Here is a 22358-nt window from a genome sequence, read left to right as displayed (position 1 = left end):
CCCTCGGCGCGGCCAGACGCCGAGGATCAGTGAGCTCAGCGTCTGACCGCTGCTGCCAACAACGCCGCCGACGCTGCCGCCGCCTCGGCAACCTCGGGATCACCGAGCACCTCGAATGCGATTCCCGGCATCGCCAAGTACAGGGCTATCCGCTGCGGGTCGTCGGCGCCGGTGTGCACGACGCAGGCGTCCGGTCCGTCCTCGGTGATGGTCACTGACGCCGGAGAGAAGTGCTGGGCGACAATCTCTTTGGGCGCGCGATAGCGCACGGTGGCAGTGAACCGATAGGGCGCGACGCTGATCGCCCGGCTGACGTAGTCCGCGGCGTCGGGGGCGTCGCGGGCGGTGAAGGTGGTGCCCCGGGCGCGGACGGCAGACATCCGGTCCAGGCGCAGACTGCGCCAGTCCTCGCGGTCACGGTCGTACGCCAGCAGGTACCAGCGGCGCCCGGTAGTCACCAACTGGTAGGGCTCCAGGCGGCGGCTGCTGCCCACCCCGCCTCGGTCGACGTACTCGGCGTCCACGTGTTCACGGTCGCGGCAGGCCCGCGCCAGCGTCATCAGGGCGTCCGGGTCCACCGGGGTCTCGCTGGTCGGGGTCAGGGTGACGGTGGCGCCACGCAGGGCCCCGACCTGAGCGCGCAGCCGCGCCGGCATGACCTGGTCGAGCTTGCTCAGCGCGCGCAGTGCGGCCTCCCCCACGCCCGCGACACTGCCCCCGGCAGCCAGCCGCAAGCACACCGCCATGGCGACCGCCTCGTCGGAGTCCAGCAGCAGCGGCGGCAGGGCGGCACCGGCCCCCAGCTGATAGCCGCCGCCATGACCGGTGCTGGCGTGCACCGGATAACCGAGGTCACGCAAACGCTCCACATCCCGGCGCACGCTGCGCGTCGTCACTCCGAGACGCTCGGCCAGCTCCGGGCCCGTCCACACCCGCCGCGACTGCAGCAGTCCCAGCAGCTGCAGCACCCGGCTCGTCGTCTGCGCCATGCCCCCAGTGTCGCGCACTCTGCGGACAGAAATTGTCCGCTAGTGATGACAGCGTGGTGACATGATCTGGACGACCGACCTCGCCGACCAACTCGACTGGCACTGGCAGCAGCAGCTGCGCCCGCGGCTGGACGGCCTGACCGACGACGAATACTTCTGGGAGCCGGTGGCGAACTGCTGGACGGTCCGGCCCGGGCCGGGGCAGGTCACCGTGGACTTCCAGTACCCGCCACCACAGCCCGAACCGTTCACCACCATCGCGTGGCGGCTGGCCCACGTCATCGTCGGCGTGCTCGCCATGCGCAACCACGCCCATTTCGGCGGTCCCCCCGCCGACTATCAGAGTTGGCACTACGCCGCCAACGCGCCTACGGCGCTGGCCCAGCTCGATGACGCCTACCGGAATTGGATCGCCGGTGTCCGCTCGCTGAGTGAGGATGATCTGGGCCGGCCGTGCGGCCCCGCCGAAGGCGGCTACTCCGAGCACCCAATGTCCGCACTGATCCTGCACATCAACCGTGAGGTGATCCATCACGGTGCCGAAATCGCTTGTCTACGAGACCTGTACACCCACTCGCACTGAACAGGAAGGCTCCTCATGCCCACCCTCGCCCGACCCGTCCGCGACGAGCGCCACGCCCGGCGCGAGTTCCTCTCCTACCAGCAGAGCGCGCTCGTCGCGGACGGGTCGGGCGACCGTGAGGTGATCCATCACGGTGCCGAAATCGCTTGTCTACGAGACCTGTACACCCACTCGCACTGAACAGGAAGGCTCCTCATGCCCACCCTCGCCCGACCCGTCCGCGACGAGCGCCACGCCCTTCGCGAGTTCCTCTCCTACCAGCAGAGCGCGTTCGTCGCCGTGGCCTACGGTCTGACCGACGAACAGGCTCGGGCCACCCCGACCGTCAGCGCGCTGTCCGTCGGTGGCCTGATCAAACACGCCACCGGGATGCAGCGCAGCTGGATGCAGCGTGTTGCGGCCGCCCCGAACGAGCCGGCCGCCGACACGCGGTCCTTCGAGGAGCGACAGAAGGAGTACGAGGACGAATACGTGATGCGTCCCGACGAGACGTTGACGCAGGTTCTCGAGGTCTATGCCCGCCAGAGCGAGTCCACGTTGGAGCTCATCGACGCGGCCGACCTCGACGCCGCGGTGCCGGTGCCACGCGACGCGCCGTGGTTCCCGCAGGATGTCGACGCGTGGTCGGTGCGCTGGGTGTTCCTGCACGTCATCAGCGAGTTGGCCCGGCATGCCGGGCACGCCGACATCATTCGCGAGAGCATCGACGGCGCCACCATGTACGAACTCGTCGCGGCCGTCGAGGACTGGGAGCCCCAGCCGTGGCTGACGCCCTGGACTCCGAAATAGGCCACTGCCAGCAAACTCGGCTGTGTGACCGGCGTCGCTGCGCTGCCGTGAAATTGGTGGTAGTGGGGACCTTTTTGGCACACTGGCAAGAATGAGTTCGACCAAACACCGCGAAGTAGCCAAGCTCGATCGGGTTCCGCTGCCGATCGAGGCGGCGCGCATCGGTGCCACGGGTTGGCAGCTCACTCGTACCGGTGCCCGCGTTCTCACCAAACTGCCCAGCCGCGGCCCCTGGCAGGACAAGGTCATCAAGGAGATTCCGAAGACCTTCGCCGAGCTCGGCCCGACCTACGTGAAGTTCGGCCAGATTATCGCGTCGAGCCCCGGCGCCTTCGGCGAATCGCTGAGCCGTGAGTTCCGCGGCCTGCTGGATTCGGTGCCCCCGGCCGACACCGCCGAGGTGCACAAGCTGGTCAAACAGGAGCTGGGCGGTGATCCCGCCGAGCTGTTCGCGCACTTCGAGGAGGAGCCGTTCGCGTCCGCCTCGATCGCGCAGGTGCACTTCGCCACCCTGCACAGCGGCGAGGATGTCGTCGTCAAGATCCAACGCCCGGGGATTCGCCGCCGGGTGGCCGCGGATCTGCAGATCCTCAAGCGCTTCGCCCAGATCGTCGAGTTCGCCAAGCTGGGCCGGCGACTGTCGGCGCAGGACGTGGTAGCCGACTTCTCCGACAACCTCGCCGAGGAGCTGGACTTCCGCATCGAGGCCCAGTCGATGGAGGCCTGGGTGTCAGGGCTGCACGGGTCCCCGCTGGGCCGCAACATCCGGGTCCCGCAGGTGCACTGGGAGTTCACCAGCGAGCGGGTGCTGACGATGGAGCGGGTACACGGCGTCCGGATCGACGACGTCAGGGAGATCCGCAAGAAGGGCTTCGACGGCACCGAACTGGTCAAGGCGCTGCTGTTCTCCACGTTCGAAGGTGGACTGCGGCACGGCCTGTTCCACGGCGACCTGCACGCCGGCAATCTGCTCGTCGACGACGACGGCAAGATCGTCTTCCTGGATTTCGGCATCATGGGCCGCATCGATCCGCGAACCCGCTGGCTGCTGCGTGAGCTGGTCTACGCGCTTCTGGTCAAGAAGGACCATGCCGCGGCCGGCAAGATCGTGGTGCTGCTCGGCGCGGTCGGCACCACCAAGCCCGAGGCGCAGGCCGCCAAGGATCTGGAGGCCTTCGCCCAGCCGCTGACGCTGAAGACGCTGGGTGACATGTCCTACGCCGAGATCGGCAAGCAGCTCTCCACGCTGGCCGACGCCTATGACGTCAAGCTTCCGCGCGAGCTGGTACTGATCGGCAAGCAGTTCCTCTACGTCGAGCGCTACATGAAGCTGCTGGCACCCAAGTGGCAGATGATGAACGACCCGCAGTTCTCCGGGTACTTCGCCAACTTCATGGTCGAGGTCAGCCGGGAACACCAGAGCGACGTCGAGGTCTGAGGCCTTGGAGATCCGCACAGGCACGGCCAGGGTTCCCTGGGGGCAGGAGCGCAGCGACTCGGGGGACGACCGGGGCAAAGACCTTGAGATCTACTACGAGGACATGGGAAACCCCGGCGATCCGCCGGTACTGCTGGTGATGGGTCTCGGCGCACAACTTCTGTTGTGGCGCAATGGCTTCTGCGAGCGGCTGGTCGACCAGGGCCACCGTGTCATCCGCTACGACAATCGCGATGTGGGGCTGTCGTCGAAACTGCACGGACAGCGGGCCGGCGGTGCGCTGGTACCAAATCTGTTGCGGTCCTTCGTCGGTAAGCCCAGCCAATCGGTCTATACGCTTGAGGATCTGGCCGACGACGCGGCCGGCCTGCTGGATCATCTCGAGATCGACCGGGCTCACGTCGTCGGCGCGTCGATGGGTGGCATGATCGCGCAGATCTTCGCCGCCCGCTACGCGCAGCGCACTAATGCCCTGGGAATCATCTTCTCCTCCAACAACTCTGCATTGCTGCCGCCGCCGGCGCCCAAGGCACTGCTGTCGTTGATCAAGGGGCCGTCACCGGACTCGCCGCGTGAGGTCATCGTCGAGAACTCGATCCGGGTCAGCCGGATCATCGGTTCCCCGGGGTACCCGGCACCGGAAGAGAAGTTGCGCGCCGAGGCGATCGAGGCCTATGAGCGGGCCTACTACCCGCAGGGCATCGCGCGACATTTCGGGGCGGTGCTCGGCAGCGGCAGCCTCAAGCGCTACGACAAGCAGATCAGCGCTCCGACCGTCGTAATTCACGGCCGCGCAGACAAATTGATGCGACCGTCAGGCGGACGGGCCATCGCATCGGCGATTCCGAATGCGCGGCTGGTGATGTTCGACGGGATGGCCCACGATCTGCCGGAGGCATTGTGGGACGACATCGTGGGTGAGCTGAAGACCACGTTCTCCCAAGCGGGCTAGGCACAGCTTGCTGGGCTATGCTCGGCCCTGCAACACAGCGGTGATCGCTGATCCCGTCGGGGGGGATACGTGGTTGCTGCCTTAAGCATTCTGCGAAAGGCGCACCGAACAATGCCCAAACGGCTCACACCTCATTTCGACGACGTCCAGGCCCACTACGACCTGTCCGACGAGTTCTTCCGGCTTTTTCTCGACCCCTCCCAGACCTACAGCTGCGCTTACTTCGAGCGCGATGACATGACGCTTGAGGAAGCCCAGCTGGCCAAGATCGACCTGGCCCTGGGCAAGCTCGGTTTGCAGCCGGGGATGACCCTGCTCGACGTCGGCTGCGGCTGGGGCGCCACCATGCTGCGCGCACTGGAGCGCTACGACGTCAACGTCATCGGGCTGACGTTGTCGAAGAACCAGCGCGACCACGTCGCCCGGCTGTTCGCCGAGTCCGACAGCCCCCGCGCCAAGCGGATCGAGCTGATGGGCTGGGAAGAGTTCGACGAGCCGGTCGACCGCATCGTGTCCATCGGCGCGTTCGAGCACTTCGGCTTCGACCGTTACGACGACTTCTTCACGATGGCCGTCAAGGCGCTGCCCGACGATGGGGTGATGCTGCTGCACACCATCACGGCGCTGACGTTGCCGCAGATGACCGAGCGGGGCATGCCGCTGACCATCGACGTGGCCAAGTTCGTCAAATTCATCATCACCGAGATCTTCCCCGGTGGACGGCTGCCGACGATCGAGAAAGTGGAGCAGCATTCAGCGGCGGCCGGCTTCACCCTGACCCGCATGCAGTCGCTGCAGCCGCACTACGCGCGCACGCTGGACCATTGGGCCGCAGCGCTGGAGAGCAACCGGGACGAGGCCATCAGGGTGCAGTCCGAAGAGGTCTATGACCGGTACATGCACTACCTGACCGGATGTTCACATGCCTTCCGGGTTGGGTACATCGATGTCAACCAGTTCACGCTGGAGAAAGAGCCGCGACAAACACACAGCTAGCGCGCCATTTCTTCGGATCGCCGGTGGGGCGAGAGGGTATGGTGCGCGTCACATGAGGCATACTGACGCACACACACCACCACACGCGGGGGCCGTGGTGCAAGGAGAATGAGGAAGGTTTTGACATCCATGCCCGAGGCAACCGACACCAAGGACATGCGGCCCCATTTCGAGGAAATCCAGGCGCACTACGACCTCTCGGATGACTTCTTCGGGGTGTTCCAGGATCCGACGCGCAAGTACAGCTGCGCCTACTTCACCGGACCGAACGTCACGCTTTCTGAGGCCCAGATCGCCAATGTCGACCAGCACCTGGACCGGCTCGATCTCAAACCCGGCATGACCCTGCTCGAAGTGGGCTGCGGCTGGGGCCTCACGTTGCAGCGCGCAATGGAGAAGTACGACGTCAACGTCATCGGCCTGACCCTGTCGAAGAACCAGAAGGCCTACTGCGAACAGCTGTTGTCCAAGGTGGACAGCGAGCGCACCTTCGACGTGCGGCTCGAGGGCTGGGAGCAGTTCCACTCGCCGGTGGACCGGATCGTCTCGATCGAAGCGATCGAGCACTTCGGTTTCGAACGCTTCGACGACTTCTACAAGACGTGCTTCGACATCCTGCCCGAGGACGGCCGGATGACCATCCAGAGCAGCTGCGGCTACCACCCGTACGACCTGCAGGCCCGCGGCAAGAAGCTGACGTTCGAGCTGGCGCGCTTCGCCAAGTTCATGGCCGAGGTGATCTTCCCCGGTGGCCGGATCCCGAGCACCAAGATGCTGGTCGAGCACGGTGAGAAGGCCGGGTTCGTGGTGCCTGAGCCGCTGTCGCTACGCAACCACTACATCAAGACGCTGGGGATCTGGGCGGCTCGACTGGAGCAGCACAAAGATGAAGCGATTGCGGCCGCCGGCGTCGAAAGCTACGACAACTACATGCGGTATCTGACGGGATGCCAGTACTACTACGTCGATGAGGCGCTCGACGTGAGCCTGGTGACCTACCTCAAGCCGGGGGCTGCCGCGTAGTTTTCCCCCGGGTGTCGGATCGGGGTTTCGCCGTTCGTCAAACAGGTAGAGAGTGGGACGACAGGTTCTGCTCCTGACTGGAGGACGAGACGATGTACTACTTCGCGCTTAACCAGGTACCACAGCGTGACCTGACGCCTGAGCAGTCCCAGGCCGAGATGCAGGCCTACAACGACTTCCATGCGCGCGCACACGCGGCCATCAAGGGCGGCGATGCCCTGACCTCGGAGGCTGAAGGCATCCGCGTGCAGGGCGGCCCCGACCGGCCGATCGTCACCGACGGTCCCTTCGCCGAGGGGGCCGAGGTCGCGGGGGGCTTCTACGTCTTCGAGGCCGAGAACCTCGATGAAGCCCTCAAGCTGGCCGAACAGGTGCCGGCGGCGCAGTATGGCGGGGTCGAGGTCTGGCCGATCGTGCACTGGAACGCCCCCGAAGAGCCGACCACCGGATCGGATTGGCTGGCTCTGTTGCTGGAACCGGCGGACGCGGTCACCGTGCCGGGCAGCGACGAATGGAATGCCGTAGCCAGCCGGCACGCAGAGTTCGGCGCTGCGGTGGGTGCCCACGTTCTCGGCGGCGCTCCCCTGCATCCGCCGAGCACCGCAACCACGGTGCGGGTGCGCGACGGCGAGGTGGTCCTCACCGACGGGCCCTTCGCCGAGGGCGCCGAAGTGGCCAGCGGGTTCTACCTACTGCGGGCAGCCGACCGGGACGAGGCGACCAAGATCGCCTCGATGATCCCGGCGACTGCTGTTCAGGTACGCCGTCTGGTCGGCGTGTCCCTCCTCTAGCGATGCAGCCTCTGGACGGCGTCTTCCGGCGCGAATGGGGTCCGACGGTGGCCGCGTTGGCGCGGTGGTCCGGTGATCTGACTGTCGCCGAGGACGCCGTCCAGGAGGCATGCTCGGATGCTCTGCGTGCATGGTCTCGCGATGGATTGCCCGACAATCCCGGAGCGTGGCTGATCACGGCCGCGCGCAACCGCGCCCGCGACCGGCTACGGCGCGAATCGCTGCGTCCGGGAAAGGAATTGGCCGCCGTGGTCGATGACATTGTGGCCCGCACGGACAGGGCTGACGTGCATCCGGTGCGGGACGACGAGCTGCGGATGATGTTCACCTGTGCCCATCCGGCCCTCGAGCGCACCTCGCAGCTGGCGCTGACACTGCGCTTGGTGTCGGGCCTGACCGTTCCCGAGATCGCGCGGGCGCTGCTGCAGAGCGAGTCAGCAGTCGGTCAACGAATCACTCGCGCCAAGAACAAGATTCGGCATGCCAATATCCCCTTGCGTATTCCCGACGCCGAGCTGCTGCCGCAGCGGACACCGCACGTCCTGTCTTGTATCTACTCGGTGTTCACCGAAGGCTACTGGTCGACTGGCGGGCCGTCGGCGATCCGCGATGAACTATGTGACGAGGGGGCGCGACTTGCCGGTGAACTGTGCACGCTGATGGACGGTGAGTTGGAGGCTCATGCGTTGCATGCCCTTGTTCTGCTGCATGATTCGCGGCGTGCTACCCGTGTCGACCCCTCCGGCGCTCTGATACCGCTGGAGGAGCAGGACCGTCGTCGGTGGGATCGCGGCAAAATCAGCCGTGGGCTCGCCGCATTGCGACATGCAGAGGGGTCGACCGGACCGTATCTCCCCCAGGCGGTGATCGCCGCGGTGCATGCGACCGCACCGGACTGGGACCACACCAACTGGGTGACGATCTGCCTGGCCTATGACCGCCTGGTCGAACTCACCGATTCACCGGTGGTGCGGGTAAATCGGGCACTGGCGATAGGGCTTCGGGACCGTCCCTCCGACGGGCTGGAGGCCCTGGAGAAGGTCGCCCACGATCCACGGTTGGCCCGGTCGAACCTTGCCGCCACGGTGCGCGCCGACCTCCTGCGTCGGGCCGGACGTCATCGCGAGGCTGCGCAGTGGTACCGGAACGCGCTGGAAATCAATGGCTCTGAACCCGGGAGGGCATTTCTCCGACGGCGAATTTCCGAATGCAAGGGCTGACGGCGACTAGAGTCAGCTGATGCTTGCTGGCCGACTCGCTGACCCCAACTGCACTCTCGGGACCGATCCCCGGTCCGATCCCCGAATGGTGGCGGCGTTCGCACCGCTCGGATTGGCCGACGCCCTGCCGGAGGCGCCGCTGTCGGTCGACTCCCCGATCGAGCACCGGCTGGCTTACGCGGCGGCCGCCGAGGAGGCCATCGGGGCGGTGTTCGACACGCTGGCCCTCGCCGCTCCGGCACCAGCCGGAGTCACGACGACCACGGTGACGATCAGCGGTGGGGACGGCAACGAACTGACACTGTTCATCAGTCGCCCCGACGCGGCGGCCGGCCCACTGCCGGCCGTCGTGCATTTCCACGGGGGCGGCATGGCAATCGGTAGTGCGGCCGACGCCGCCTACCGGCATCTGCGTGAGTCGTTGGCAGCCACCGGGCTCGTGGCGGTCGGCGTCGAATTCAGGAACTCAGCCGGACGTCTGGGAGTGCACCCCTACCCGGCAGGATTGAACGACTGCGCCGCAGCTACGCGGTGGGTGTATGCCAATGCCGCCGAACTCGGAGTGACCCACCTGATCGTGGCGGGCGAGTCCGGTGGCGGGAACCTGACACTGACCGTCACCCACAAGGCCAAGCGCGAGGGCTGGCTCGGCGAGATCGCCGGCGCCTACGCGCAATGCCCTTACATCTCTAATAGGTGGCTGGACTATCCCGAGGAATTCCCGTCGTTGCGGGAAAACGACGGTTACTTCATCAGCTGCCAGCAGGCTGCGCTGTTGGGATCGGTGTATGACCCATCTGAGACGTATGTGAATGATGTGACATGCTGGGCCGGAACGGCTTCCGACGAAGATTTGATCGGATTGCCACCGCACGTCATATCGGTCAACGAGCTTGATCCGCTGCGCGATGAAGGACTTCACTACTACCGCCGACTGCTGGCGGCGGGCGTACCCGCGGCCGGACGAGTAGTCGTGGGCACCTGCCACGGCGGTGACCTGCTGTTTCCCGCCGTGATGCCGGACGTGTTCGGTTCAACGGTGCGCGATATCAGCGGGTTCGCGTATTCGTTGATTTCGTAACGACTTTCACTTCAGCGGCCCGTTATTGTCGCGAGTGAAGATCAATTTCTTTCATCGTCAATAACTGATTTGCGGGTCTGCGCGTTCCGGTTGACAGCCCCTATTGACGGTGAGACGCTTACGCCAGCTATCAGGCTATTCACAGGGGGTTCGGGGACATGTCCACAGCTGCGACGCTTCAATTCGGCGCCAAGAAGTTGCAGATTTCGACCGCAGCATTGGCGGTCGCTGCAGCTGCCACACTCACTCCGGTCGTCGCACATGCGGGACCAAGTCTTGCTCCATTCGCAGAGAACATTGGCAGTGCGGCCTCGCTGGTGGTCGATCCGGTCATCGTTCCTTCCGCTAACGCCTCCGCGTCCGCGGTCACCGATCCGTGCGCCACGGCCAACTTCAAGCTGGGCTGCTACACCGTCGAAGGGGCGATCGCCGGCACTCAGGCCATCGTCCGGGGCGTTGTGGTGTATGTCGGCACCGTCGCCTATGTCTTCGTCGAGGCAACGGGAGAGCTTCTCAAGTTGGTCGGCAACATCCTGCCTGGACCGGTGGGAGACTTCTTCACCAACGTGGGCGACGGCGTGAGTGCCTTCGCCACCACCATCGCCCAGACGTTCCACGTCGGCCCCTACCTCACCGGCCAGTAGCTGAATCACGACAACAACTCGCCAGTCAATGCCGATCCGGCAGCTGGCGAGTTGTTGTACATTCACCATGTGCGGTGATGTCCCGGGGAGGGGCCACCCGCATCGGAGTACGGGGGGATGTTCTTCGTGGGGGTTTTTTCACGGCGTGCGTCGAATGACGACGAGACCGGTCTGACTGATGATGACGACGACGATGAACGGCGCCGGCAACGGCGGCGCAACGCGTCGTGGATAGCGCTTGGGGCGCTCGCAGTACTGATCGCGTTCGCATCTTGGCTCGGCTTTCAAGCACACCAGGCGAAGACCGGGCTGGAGCAAGCACGGAACGCTGCCCAGCAGGCCAAAGATGCACTCCTAAAGGGTGATACAGCTGATGCTTCGCGGCTTGCCACGGAAGCACAGTCCCACGCCCGGGCCGCCAATGATGCAACACACTCGCTGCCGTGGAGCGTGGCCTCCGCGGTTCCCTGGTTGGGAAGTCCATTTCGCACCGGTCAGCAGATCTCGAACGTGGTACTGGGGCTAACGTCCGACGTACTGAAGCCCACTGCCGATGCTGGGGTGACGCTCGCACCCGACCAACTGCTCGCGAACGGCCGACTGGATGTATCGGCTCTGCGGAAAGAGGAGCCCGCGCTCACCAAGATCGCCGCCGACGCGAGCCGAATCAACGCCGAGGCCAAGGCGATTTCCGAGCCGGGATACATCTCGATGCTCGGCGACGCTCGAACAACGCTGCAAGCGCAGACTTCCGACGTCGCCCGGATGCTGGATTACACCGCCTTGGCTGCCCGGCTGGCCCCGTCCATGATGGGCGCCGATGGACCGCGCAGCTATTTCATGGGCTTCCAGACGAACGCCGAAGCTCGTGGCACCGGGGGCCTACTCGGCGGGTTCGGAGTCCTGCGATTCGACAACGGCAAGCCGACAGTCGACTCACTGGGCCGTAACAACGAGCTCGACAAGAAGTTCGCTCCAATGCCCATCAATCCGGATTTCGATCAGCAGTACGGCTTTACCAATCCGACAACGGATTTTCGCAATAGCAACCAGAGTTCACACTTCCCGTACGCCGCCCAGATCTGGAAGTCGATGTGGGAGCAGCAGTCCGGGGAGAATGTCGACGGCGTTCTAGCCATCGATCCGATCGCGTTGAGCTACATCCTCGGAGTTACCGGACCCGTCAAGATGCCAGACGGCGAGACGGTCACCAAGGACAACGTCGTCGAGTTGACTGAGTCGACGGTATACACACGCTTTCCCTCGAACCAGTCTGCGAGAAAGCAGTACCTCCAGGACATCGCCACCGAGGTGGTGAAGAAGGTTACCCAACCGGTGGAGTCACCTCGCAAGTTGCTCGAAGCCCTAGGACGGGCGGTCAGCGAACGACGTATATCAGTCTGGAGTGCTTCGCCCACTGATCAGAAGCTGCTCGAGGAAACTCCACTGGCCCATGCGATTCCAGATGATCCTGCGCCCTACGCCGAGGTTGTCATAAACAATCTCGGCGGCAACAAGATGGACTACTACTTGGACCGCCAGATCGAGTATGTCGCCGATGGTTGCGATGGTGATACGCGGATGTCAACCGTCACTGTCCGACTGACTAACAGACTTGCCGATCCCGGTCCGCTACCTGACTACGTTGCGGGGCGATTGGGCTTCTTTCCTGCTCTCGCGGAGAACATCCCACGGGGAGCAATGCTGACATCGGTACGTCTTCTCGCGACAAAGGATGCCCAGATCATCAGTGTTCTGGTAAATGGCAAACGGATTCGCGTGTTCGGGGCAAAGGAACGGGGTCATCCGAGTTTCGAAGCCCAAGTGGCGATAGCGCCTGGAAAGACCGCCGAACTGACATTCCGGCTGTCCGAACCGACCTCGCCTGGGGTTCCCCGCGTACCGGTACAACCACTCGTTGACGCAGTTACACCGCAACTGTCCGTACCACAATGCGTGGGCTGAAATGCCTTCGCCGCGCGTGATCGATTGCAGGACCGGTTGGATCGCCGCCGGTTCGTCACTCGATTTCGCCAGCTCTAAACAACAACAAAGGTATGCTTCCGCAGATCACCAGCAGTGCTGGCGACGTGCTGAAGAAGCACTATCAGCGGCAAGGGGGGTCCGTTGAAAATTCAAGACCTGGCAAGGTTATTGCGGTCTCGATGGAGCATCGTCGCTGTTACGACACTGCTCGCTGTCATCGCCGCATTGGCGTACTCATGGCTGACTACGCCGCTGTACCAAGCATCGACAAGGCTTTTCGTGTCAACCACTGCTGGCGCTTCTGCGGCGGACCTGTATCAGGGAAACCGTCTTTCGCAAGAGAGGGTGCTCTCCTACACGGAGTTGCTCATGGGCCAGACCCTCGCCCGCCGTACAGTCGACAAGTTAGGCCTCGAAATCGATCCGGCGGAGCTGCGTACTCGCATCAAGGCAAGTGCCAAGCCAGACACCGTTCTGATCGATGTCAAGGTTCTCGACGAATCACCAGTCCGGGCCCGCGATATTGCGAACGCCCTCTCCGACGAGTTCGTCACCATGGTGCGGGAATTGGAGACGCCCAAACCAGGAGCAACACCCGATGCACGAGTTGTCGTGGAAGAGCGCGCTTCAATACCCGATACTCCCGTCATCCCACGAACTTCTCTCAATGTCGCCATCGGCTTCGTCCTGGGGTTGGCATTGGGTACCGGACTGGCAATCGTTCGGGATCAGTTCGACAACACCGTCAAAGACCGCGAGACTCTCGAGGAGATCACCGGGGTCGGCTTGGTCGGCACAATCCCTCTCGACAAGGACCGCCGCAAAGATGCGGCAATCTCCTTCGACAACGCCAACTCACCGATAGCTGAGGCCTTTCGCAAGCTCAGAACGAATCTGCAGTTCCTCGGTGTGGACAATCCTCCACGGGTCATTGTGGTGGCAAGCTCGGCGCCCAGCGAAGGCAAGTCAACGACGGCCATCAACATCGCACTCGCTCTGGCGGAGGCCAATCATGAAGTGGTACTCGTCGACGGTGATATGCGAAGGCCATCGCTCGCCCATTACCTGGACCTCATCGGGTCGGCGGGGTTCAGCACGGTACTGAGCGGGAGAGCCTCGCTGTCCGATGTCCTTCAGAAGACCCGATTCCCACGATTGACGGTCATGACCTCCGGGACCATTCCGCCCAATCCGAGTGAGCTGCTGGGCTCCTTGGCAGCACAAAAGATCCTGGGCGAGCTGAGAACACAGTTCGATTACGTCATCGTCGACTCTTCACCGCTACTCGCTGTCACCGATGGCGCCATCCTCGCTACCAACTCCGACGGCGTCCTCACTATCGCGAGACATGGTCACACTCGTCGGGACCAGCTAACGCATGCGGTCAAGAGTCTTCACGATGTGGGCGCCAACGTGCTCGGGGCGGTCTTCACCATGGCACCGGGTCGTGGGACTGGTTCATACAGCTACAACTATGGCTATTACGGCGTAGAAGAAAAGAAACGACAGGCATCGACCGCTGATCAAAGTGTTGACCTCGATGCGCCCATGGCGGCCGACCGTGTCCACGAAACGTCCGAGTAGCAATCCCAGCAGTATCTCTGCCGCGTACGTTCGGCCACTGTCCCCCAACGTATCTGCGGCTCCGTACCCCAAAGTCACAGGTCCAGTCGCCGAGCACACACGATGCCCATGAACAGGTTCCTGGGCCCCGTGGCGGCGCGGTACGCATCGATAGCCGTTCAATTCGGCGTCGTTGCTGTGATCACGCGCGCACTTGATCAGCATGATGCCGGCAACTATTTCGTCACCATGGGATTTGTCACGGCGACGTATTTCATCGCAGGCCTCGGGCTTCCAGATGGCGTCGTAAGGTACGCGCCAGCGCTAATGGCAACGGGCAGAGAGTCGGAGGGGCGAGCTCTGCTCCGAGGTGGTTTGAGGTACTCCCTTCTCACCATCCCCATCGGCGCTGGGATCACAGGTTGCGCGATCGGAATCTATCTCGGTGCTACCGATGTCGGAATTCTCAGCGGTGTGTGGTGGGGCTGCTACGGCGTGATCTTCGTTTGTGCGCAATCACTTGTCGCCAGCTCGCGGAGCGAACTCGGAACTGCGGTGTTCTACTCAGCTGCAAGCGCCGGACAGCTGCTGATCAGTGTCCCGATGATCGTTCTGGGTCACCTTGACCGACTCGACAGTGTGTTGATGGCCATGGTCCTGGGAACTGCCGCAGCGGCTTGTGTGAGCGTGGCGATCGCATTGCGCCTCCGAGCCCACGCATCGGGGGCCGCAATAGGCCCTGAGACACTGCGAGGCGTTTGGCAACAGGGAATGCTGATTGCTGTCGGAAGGGTCGCTCAGTCCTGCCTGATCTGGTCACCGGTGTGGGTCGTCAGCATGACGCTCGGCGCTTCAGACGCGGCATTGGTAGGTCTGGCCTCCAGACTTGTCAATGCTGTCGCTGCAGTCCTGGCAGCTGTCCGCTTCTCTATTCGACCATCGCTGGCTCAGGATGCTGCACAGGGGAACTGGCGCACGATCGAGACCCAGTCGTCACGGATCGCCGCATTTGCGACGACACTCTCGGTCACAGCGGCGCTCGCCATGGCGACGATTGGCGAACCGTTGATCGCGTTTCTCTTCGGTCCCGCCTACCGCGGGGTCGGGATAATCACGGCAATCATGCTGATTAGCACTATCGGCGAGAGCCTGGGCGGTCCAGTCGACGAGGTTCTCAGGATGTCCGGCCATGCCAGGGAAGTCATCCTCGCCCAGCTCGTCGTTCTCGTTGTCGCGTTCGCTGCCCAAGCGTTCGTAGCATTGCACGCCGGCCTGCATGCCGCGGTCGCCACATACGGACTGATGTATGTGGCGCTGTTCGCCATCTTCATTGGTCGCCTTCACCGCCTCCACGGAATACTCATCGCACCTCGGCTCTTAGCGATTCCCAGGTGACAGCGAACGCCGACCAGGGAGGAAATGCCCGGATGACACCCGTCAATGACTCCTGGCAGACGGTACTACGACGATGTGCGGCAGCTCTTCACAATCACGGTGTTGAGCCAACACGGTTGAGCGGCAAGGTGTTTCTCCTCGTACAGATCGTTGCCTATACCGTGTGGCTGAGGGCGGTCAATACCTGCTCACGCCGTCCAGTCATCGGCCATGGCGATGTAGATGTGTCGTTGACTACCTACGGACAACGTACCCGTCGCGTCTGGCGGACTCTGGAGACAATCGGCCATGGTGACGTGCTGCCCCGGAGGCTGATCCTCTGGCACGAAGACGAGTCCGTCGTGAGGAATCCACCCCGCCCCCTCCGCCGTCTTCAACGACGCGGTCTGACGATCAAGCATTGCACTGACTACGGTCCCCACAAGAAGTACTTTCCGTACGTGGTGGACGAGGTCGTCGAGCGTCCTCTGGTGACGGCAGACGACGATGTCCTCTACCCATCCAACTGGCTGACAGGACTCCTGGCGGTGTATCGATCCGACCAGGTCGCAGCCTACAGGGCGCGCGCCATGAATCCCGGGCCCTATGCGTCGTGGCCGCTCTGCTCAGACACGGCGCCCTCCTTCGACCTGATGTCGATGGGGGTTTCTGGTGTCATCTATCCGCCGAAAGTACTTCTTGCCCTGCGGGAAAGAGGCGATGAATTCATGGCCGTCTGCCCCAGAGCAGATGACATTTGGCTGCACTATGCGGCTGTGGCATCGGGAATACCAACCCGTCAGGTATCGCCGAATCCAGCGAAGTGGTGGCCCGTGCGACCCAAGGAGCGTGGTTTATGGCATGAGAACCTGGCGCAAGGCGGAAACGATGCCGTCGTCGGAATCGCGTCCCGGGTATGGCTGGGTGGTGGAGACGATGCTCGAGCGTCCATTCTCGTTCAGCGACAGGCCGATTCCGCCGATTCATCATATGGTCACGGTTAGACGCTCGATAATCAGCATGTTCATTGAGGTAAGGGGGGCGAATGAAGCAAGAGGATATCGCTAGGCGGGTGCCGCCGAAGCTCAGAAAGCTCTTGGGCTCAGTCAAGTACGCGGTGTTCGGCCGTCCGGACTTCCAGTCTTCGGCCACCTACTGGGAGGACCGCTATCGGGGAGGCGGGACTTCGGGGGCGGGCTCTTACAATAGGCTGGCGGTCTTCAAGGCGGGTCTTATCAATGATTTCGTCGCCGAGCACGGCATCCAGACCGTCATCGAGTTCGGATCCGGCGACGGAGCCCAGCTGAAGCTGGCCCGGTATCCTCACTACGTCGGTGTCGATGTCTCACGCACCGTTCTTGACGCCACTCGCCCGAAATTCGCGAACGATCCGACGATCCGGTTCATCCACACCAGTGAGCTAGGCGCCGATGACAGGGCCGAGCTGGCGCTGTCCCTCGATGTGATCTATCACTTGGTTGAGGATAAGGTCTTCGACGACTACATGGACCAGCTGTTCAATGCCGCGACCCGCTTCGTCATCGTCTACTCGAGCAATGACGAAAGGCCGAGCCCAAGCCCACATGTTCGGCACCGGGAGTGGCTATCTTGGGTTGCGAACAACCGCAGGGATTTTCGACTCCTGAAGCGGGTTCCCAATGCTTATCCGTACTCCGAGCGAGACCCGGACAACACCAGTTTTGCAGACTTCTACATCTTCGCTCGATCCGACGACTGAGCAACCTGACGACAAGAGTCAGCGCACGTAGCGTTGAATCAGTCTGCGTAGGTACTTCAACGAGGTGCGCTCAATGGCGTAGTAGGACATGGCGCCCAAGAGCATCACCATCAGAAGAGCGATGAACAAGAAGAGAAGCAGGCTCGGCGCGCCAGCCATCGGTAGTGGTCCATGACGCCACAGCGTCCTGAGTAGAGCCACCGGAAACCCATGTACCAGATATATGGAGTAAGAGGCGTCGCCGGCGAACTGTAGCAGCGGGACTCGGATCGATCGGACTCCACCTTCAAAAGCCAAAGCGCCTACCACGATAGCCGCCGCGGGGAGACCATAGACGAGAGACCGATTTGCAGCGGTGTAGATCGGATCGAGAGCAAACATCGCGACGAAGCCAGCAACAGCGACGACCGCGCCGAAGCTCGACCTCAGTCGTTCCAGCAGACCATTCAGGAAGGCCTGAGCGATAAGCATGCCGAACGCAAACTCCAAAACAATGTTCTGGAAGTAGAAGTCTGCGGTTCCGAGCGAAATACCCGCAAACAGCATCCAGTATCCGACGACGGCGAATACAACCAGAACCCCAACCGCATACGACACGCGTCGGCGTGCGGAGAAGGCCATCGCGATCGCGAAGAGGACGTAAAAGAACACCTCGTAGTTCAGCGTCCAACCTTGCTTGATGATGGGTGAAACACCAGCAGATGCGGTCTCATGGGGCACGAAGAGTAGCGACAGGACGACATGCCTCACGCTGAGCTCGTTCGCCCGAAAAATGCTCGGTATCAGTAACATCAGCAGCGCCGCGGCCAGCGTATAGAACCAGTAGACAGGGATGATGCGAGCGGCCCGCATAGCCAAGAACTGCGAAGCTGAACGCTCCCGGTCCACAGTGACATAGACCATGACAAAGCCACTGATCACGAAGAACAGATCGACACCGGCCTGGCCGGCCTGCGTCGGGAGAATCGCCCTGAAACCATCGGACTGATCCAGTACGTGGTGGAACACGACCATCAGAGCTGCCATCCCGCGCAGGATCTGTATCGTGACCAGACGTCGTGCGGTGAACTCCGTCGGTATTGCGAGCGATTCCCGCTGACCGCCCTGATGGGATAGCTCTAGCGACCGCGTCGCGTCGCTACCCGAAGTAGGATCCACCATTTACCTGAGGCAGAGCCACGCCTACACAATCAACAATCATCCACACGTCGTACCCCCTGTTGCTCGACGAGTAATGCGACTCTAGCTGATTCGCTGTTCGGACATCTGCGCTTCGAGCACCGTCATCACATAATCATCGTGGGGTTCGATGCTGAGGCTTGTCGCAGGCATTGCGCTCATAGACCCATCAAGAAAATGCCGAGACGGACGAAGATCCGTGATCCTTCCTGACCGCACCGACAGGATCACCGTAGAACCGTCGTTGTGGACGAACTCCACCCGCTCATCGCAGGTGTTCTGGGTTTGCCAATCGCCAGAGATGAGGAAGTGCAGAATCCGCGCCTGCGTTGGCGCGCCAGACCATCGGTCCTCAATTCGGAGGAGCCCGTTGACATCCAGGAGGACGCTGCGACTCACACCTATCCCCCAAGCCCGATAGCCGTCACAGACTCCGCGCAGCCCCATCACGTCAGATCGATCGCGATCGACAGGATCGAACCACGCCCTCGCGCGCCGGCCGACCTTCCATGCACCGATAAACTCCGCAGGTTCGCACCCCCGCAGCGTAGGCCCGTTGTGCGAGGCGGCCGAGCGGGTCCAGTATCGGTCCCCGTCATTTGTTAGCGATGCGACACCTGGGTCGACAATGAAACGATGCTTTGCCACACTCACCTCGATGGAGAGGAAGTCGGCGTGGCCGTGAGCAATTCCTGCATCCGCCCCCATTGCCCCGGCATCCATGATCACGACAGTGCCTGCCGCAGACAACCGTCCGTATCCGGCATCAAGAAGTGCAATGCTGCTCGGAGATGGCGGCTCCTTCCAGCCGACCGCCGCCGGGGCCGGTGCATCGGCGATCGCGGCATCGTTGAACATCGCAATCTCGCCGTCGGGATGGACAACTGCGGCCAGAGCTTCGCGCATTCGGCTCGTGAGGCGACCTAGGCGTCGATAGAGCTCGGACTTGCCGTCCAGCATGGCTTGAAGCGCATCACCCAGAACGAGCATGTGGATGTGATACGTGGGTGACCGCTCAGCCCACATGCCGTCCGGCAGAGTACTGTCCTCCAGAACCAAGACTGCGTCCTCGAGCCGACGAGCTGCCTCGTCCCTACGACCCTGCAGGTAAAGTCCTACTGCCAAGCCGGATTCGGTGAATGCAGCGTGGTTGAATCCCAAGTGACGCTCAACCATGAACCTGAGCATCTCGGTGCACCTCCAGAGGTGCTGGCCGATGGTGTGCACCGCACGTGACTGCCGGGTCAGCGCTGCCGTCGAGCACAAAGACAGGGCCGTCGTCAGGGACATGATCCGCACTGCGACAGCAATTGGCGACCACTGAAGCTTCCGGATCCCGGCGCTGTCCTCCAGCAATCGGGTATCCAGATCGCGCAGCATCGAAGCAACGGTCTGCAGACCTCTGTCCTCGTCAGCATCAATCAAGGGAATTGCAGCGAAGAAGTATGCGAGGTCGAAGCGCCAACGTAGGTGCTTTGCTGGAATGGTGTCACTGTCCCAAATGGCCCCACGGTCCAGTGGATAAGAGACCCGGTTCGACACGAAACGTCCTTGGTGGAGTTGGTCGCAGGTATCGGCGAATCGTTCACCGTAAACGCGGAATACCGCTGCGAAGTCGGCGAGTTCCGGATGTGCGAACGCGGCGCACCAATCGTAGTGAGGCGGCGGCGCCGCCGTAACCGCACGCGGGACTCGCAATCGCGCGTCGAGAGAATGGCGCGCCTTCCCGATCAGCATTCGGGGGGGCAGGTAGCGGAGATAGCGCAGCAATGCCGGACTGACGAGGCGTGCCACTTGTCCGGTAGCGCCGTCAACCATCCAGACTCCGGCGGCGGTCGAAGGAGAACGCGAGACCAATCGCGCACCAGGCAGGCACCACAACGAGAGATGAGTTCTGGAACATAAAGACTTCTGTCGAGTTGTGCAGGATGAGCATGATGAAGAGCGCTGAGCCGAAGCGTCCAACAGCCGACCGCGCTTGCACAAGAACCCTCCACGTGGCCAACAGAAAGCAGACCAGCAGCACAAGCCCTACGACGCCGACTTGCATGAACACCTGGATGTAATAGTCGTGCGCGGAGAGGCTGGTGCTGACCACGTCGCGCGGACGTGTGCCTGCTCCGAGGCCAAAGACCGGGCTCTTCTGCGCCACATAGAGCAGGTATGGGTACAGCACGTCACGTCCCGTCGTGGCGTGACGGCCAGTTATCTCCGCAATCTTGTACCCGATTTGTTGGGCGATTCCGCCGCGGCTGATGTTCAGGAAGAACCACACCACCAGCGGTATCGTGATCGCCGAAACGATTACGCCAGAACGGAAGTACCATTTTGCGCTGAGGCGGTTGGCTAGAAAGAACATCACCAGGAACAGCACTGCGCAAGCGACGAGGAACCTCATACTCAACGCCACCGACAGGATCAACCCCGCGACAGAGAAGGCGGCGGCGGCCCACCACCCGTTGGTCTGCGAGTTGCGGATGAGAATGACGAGTGCCAACGCGCACAGGTATACAAGCGCACCAGCGGTCGTATTCTTCGGAAGTCCAGCCTGATAGACGCCGACGACATCGACGGCGATCGCGACAGCGGCCGCGGGGACAAACCATGCAATGTCGAAAAGCTCTGATCCCCATGCGGCAAACGTGAGAAAGACAACTCCCGTACAGCCCAGGGTGATGGTGTGACGAATCCCCTGGGCAGCGTCCTCCTCGGAGGCGCTACTGAGCGCGTAGAGCACGACGAAGGCCAGTAGCCACAACGATGGCCACGCCATCGGTTCAAGGCGCCCGACAATAAGCGGCAACAACAGCGCGCACACAGCGACAAGAATCGTGTTGCTTCTCTCGGGCGAGAAACTCGCGATCGCCGGGAACGCCAGCAGAACGATCGCGAGGGGCGCCACGGCCAGCGCAGCGCCGGGCCGCGACGGTCGGACAAACGACCTGCCCGGCTGGTTCGGCACTGTCCCACTCGTTGTGGGCGTGTCAGCTCGAACCGTCATTACGTCATCCCCGACACGCTCATGTCCGCCGATGCTCGTCCGCCGAAAGAATTCTGAGCGCCGCGTGTTGCCATGTTGACTCCACACCAATTGATGTCGAGTTCTCGCCTCTGCACACAGACATGGCCGACGACATCGATTGGAGTGTTCCCCCTCCCATAGATAACTCTAGCGACTGTCGAGTCGACGCAGAACTGGTTCGCGCAGAATCGGCCAGACCAGCTCCCTCGCCCCGTCTAGCACGGTTATCATGAGTCGGTCAGATCAGGGGGGATCTAGTGCTACGTGATGTTTTGCGCCGAGGGCTTCGCCAGCTGCCACCTCGTGCCGAGCGGCTGCTGCGAGTGACAAGAAGCAGGCACATGCTCGGCGGCTTCTACGAACCGGGATCAGCACTTTCGGCGCTGGTACCGGCAGGAAAGCTCGCAATCGACGCCGGTGCAAACGTTGGCACCTACTCGTACTGGATCGCGCGATCTGCGACCCGAGTCGTGGCTTTTGAGCCACAACCGACGCTCGCGAGGCGATTGGAAGCCAGCGGCATTCCGCGGCTCACAGTGCACAACGTCGCGCTCTCCGACACGCCCGGGGTGGGCGAACTGCACGTTCCGCGTGCTCACGGAGAAGCCAGCCTGAGAGTCCTCGACGTACCCGTAGACGCCGTGAAAGTGCCACTGCGAACGCTCGACTCGTTCGAGATGTCGGACGTTGGCTTCTTCAAGATCGACGTCGAGGGGCACGAAGAGCCGCTACTGCACGGCGCTGTCGAGACGCTGCGCCGTAGTGACGCCACGGTGTACATCGAAATCGAGGAACGCCACAATCCCGGTGGCCTCGAGCGGATCGTCTCCTGGTTCGGCGAGCTCGGCTACACCGATGTGCAATTCCGCCAGAATGCGAAGATGCACCCGTACAGAGACTTCCATCTCGAGCGCGATCAGCTGCATCAGAGCCCTCGCACTCCAGCTTACGCAAACAACTTCTTGTTCCGGCGCGGGCGCGACTGATCCA

Annotated in this window: 21 protein-coding genes; 17 read left to right on the top strand and 4 right to left on the bottom strand. The window is 62.6% G+C overall.

Translation table 11 applies throughout. The features are described from left to right. Nucleotides 1-35: 35 nt before the first annotated feature. Entirely contained in the window at nt 36-989 is a 954-nt protein-coding gene (locus tag BN3385_RS07175; RefSeq protein WP_059015870.1) for a helix-turn-helix transcriptional regulator, read from the bottom strand. Nucleotides 990-1050: 61 nt separating this feature from the next. Here BN3385_RS07175 and BN3385_RS07170 point away from each other — a divergent pair, with 61 nt between their 5' ends. From BN3385_RS07170 to BN3385_RS07100, 16 genes are all read left to right on the top strand, one after another. Continuing rightward, nucleotides 1051-1572 (top strand): DinB family protein, encoded by a 522-nt coding sequence (locus tag BN3385_RS07170; protein ID WP_059015869.1) that lies wholly within the window; start codon nt 1051-1053, stop codon nt 1570-1572. A 15-nt stretch (nt 1573-1587) separates the two neighbouring features. Continuing rightward, nucleotides 1588-1752 (top strand): hypothetical protein, encoded by a 165-nt coding sequence (locus BN3385_RS28040; protein WP_156432617.1) that lies wholly within the window; start codon nt 1588-1590, stop codon nt 1750-1752. A gap of 15 nt (nt 1753-1767) precedes the next feature. Continuing rightward, nucleotides 1768-2361 (top strand): DinB family protein, encoded by a 594-nt coding sequence (locus BN3385_RS07165; RefSeq protein WP_059015868.1) that lies wholly within the window; start codon nt 1768-1770, stop codon nt 2359-2361. A 91-nt stretch (nt 2362-2452) separates the two neighbouring features. Further along, on the top strand, nt 2453-3799 hold the full coding sequence (locus BN3385_RS07160) for an ABC1 kinase family protein (protein ID WP_059015867.1): 1347 nt from the start codon (nt 2453-2455) through the stop codon (nt 3797-3799). Nucleotides 3800-3902: 103 nt separating this feature from the next. Then, the gene (locus BN3385_RS07155; RefSeq protein WP_059016479.1) at nt 3903-4751 is read left to right on the top strand and encodes an alpha/beta fold hydrolase; all 849 of its coding nucleotides are present in this window, start codon (nt 3903-3905) and stop codon (nt 4749-4751) included. Between the two features lie 111 nt (nt 4752-4862). Next, nucleotides 4863-5747, top strand: a complete 885-nt coding sequence (locus BN3385_RS07150) for a cyclopropane mycolic acid synthase family methyltransferase (protein ID WP_059015866.1) — start codon at nt 4863-4865, stop codon at nt 5745-5747. Between the two features lie 129 nt (nt 5748-5876). Then, nucleotides 5877-6770, top strand: coding sequence for a cyclopropane mycolic acid synthase family methyltransferase (locus tag BN3385_RS07145; protein ID WP_156432616.1), 894 nt, complete (start codon nt 5877-5879; stop codon nt 6768-6770). A 92-nt stretch (nt 6771-6862) separates the two neighbouring features. Continuing rightward, nucleotides 6863-7561 carry a YciI family protein gene (locus tag BN3385_RS07140; protein ID WP_059015864.1) on the top strand — a complete coding sequence of 233 codons (699 nt, stop codon included), beginning with the start codon at nt 6863-6865 and terminating at the stop codon, nt 7559-7561. Between the two features lie 2 nt (nt 7562-7563). Further along, complete coding sequence (locus BN3385_RS07135) at nt 7564-8781, top strand: RNA polymerase sigma factor (protein ID WP_059015863.1); 1218 nt, start codon at nt 7564-7566, stop codon at nt 8779-8781. A gap of 19 nt (nt 8782-8800) precedes the next feature. Beyond that, nucleotides 8801-9862 (top strand): alpha/beta hydrolase, encoded by a 1062-nt coding sequence (locus BN3385_RS07130; RefSeq protein ID WP_059015862.1) that lies wholly within the window; start codon nt 8801-8803, stop codon nt 9860-9862. Between the two features lie 158 nt (nt 9863-10020). Further along, a complete protein-coding gene (locus BN3385_RS07125) occupies nt 10021-10506 on the top strand; it encodes a hypothetical protein (protein WP_156432615.1) in 486 nt (161 codons plus the stop codon). A 117-nt stretch (nt 10507-10623) separates the two neighbouring features. Beyond that, nucleotides 10624-12471: a DUF4012 domain-containing protein gene (locus tag BN3385_RS07120; RefSeq protein WP_082690316.1), complete on the top strand. Its 1848-nt coding sequence runs from the start codon at nt 10624-10626 to the stop codon at nt 12469-12471. Between the two features lie 162 nt (nt 12472-12633). Next, on the top strand, nt 12634-14076 hold the full coding sequence (locus BN3385_RS07115) for a tyrosine-protein kinase domain-containing protein (RefSeq protein WP_059015860.1): 1443 nt from the start codon (nt 12634-12636) through the stop codon (nt 14074-14076). Between the two features lie 108 nt (nt 14077-14184). Continuing rightward, nucleotides 14185-15450, top strand: a complete 1266-nt coding sequence (locus tag BN3385_RS07110; protein ID WP_156432614.1) for a lipopolysaccharide biosynthesis protein — start codon at nt 14185-14187, stop codon at nt 15448-15450. Further along, on the top strand, nt 15447-16433 hold the full coding sequence (locus BN3385_RS27505; RefSeq protein ID WP_156432613.1) for a hypothetical protein: 987 nt from the start codon (nt 15447-15449) through the stop codon (nt 16431-16433). Before BN3385_RS07110 ends, BN3385_RS27505 begins: the two co-directional genes overlap by 4 nt. A gap of 41 nt (nt 16434-16474) precedes the next feature. Further along, entirely contained in the window at nt 16475-17167 is a 693-nt protein-coding gene (locus tag BN3385_RS07100) for a class I SAM-dependent methyltransferase (protein ID WP_059015857.1), read from the top strand. Nucleotides 17168-17185: 18 nt separating this feature from the next. Here BN3385_RS07100 and BN3385_RS07095 read toward each other — a convergent pair whose 3' ends face one another. The 3 genes from BN3385_RS07095 to BN3385_RS07085 all read right to left on the bottom strand — a co-directional run bounded on the left by BN3385_RS07095 (nt 17186) and on the right by BN3385_RS07085 (nt 21308). Next, on the bottom strand, nt 17186-18328 hold the full coding sequence (locus BN3385_RS07095) for an acyltransferase family protein (RefSeq protein ID WP_059015856.1): 1143 nt from the start codon (nt 18326-18328) through the stop codon (nt 17186-17188). Nucleotides 18329-18409: 81 nt separating this feature from the next. After that, nucleotides 18410-20164, bottom strand: coding sequence for a heparinase II/III family protein (locus BN3385_RS07090; RefSeq protein ID WP_082690315.1), 1755 nt, complete (start codon nt 20162-20164; stop codon nt 18410-18412). Beyond that, the gene (locus BN3385_RS07085; RefSeq protein ID WP_156432612.1) at nt 20157-21308 is read right to left on the bottom strand and encodes an O-antigen ligase family protein; all 1152 of its coding nucleotides are present in this window, start codon (nt 21306-21308) and stop codon (nt 20157-20159) included. Before BN3385_RS07085 ends, BN3385_RS07090 begins: the two co-directional genes overlap by 8 nt. A 401-nt stretch (nt 21309-21709) precedes the next feature. Here BN3385_RS07085 and BN3385_RS07080 point away from each other — a divergent pair, with 401 nt between their 5' ends. Then, the gene (locus BN3385_RS07080) at nt 21710-22354 is read left to right on the top strand and encodes an FkbM family methyltransferase (RefSeq protein WP_082690314.1); all 645 of its coding nucleotides are present in this window, start codon (nt 21710-21712) and stop codon (nt 22352-22354) included. Nucleotides 22355-22358: the final 4 nt, after the last annotated feature.

Origin of the sequence: Mycobacterium sp. M26, from assembly GCF_001494595.1 — a bacterium.
GTDB lineage: Bacteria > Actinomycetota > Actinomycetes > Mycobacteriales > Mycobacteriaceae > Mycobacterium.
The sequence above is the reverse complement of the archived record's forward strand: the minus strand, read 5'-3'. Positions and strand labels throughout refer to the sequence as shown.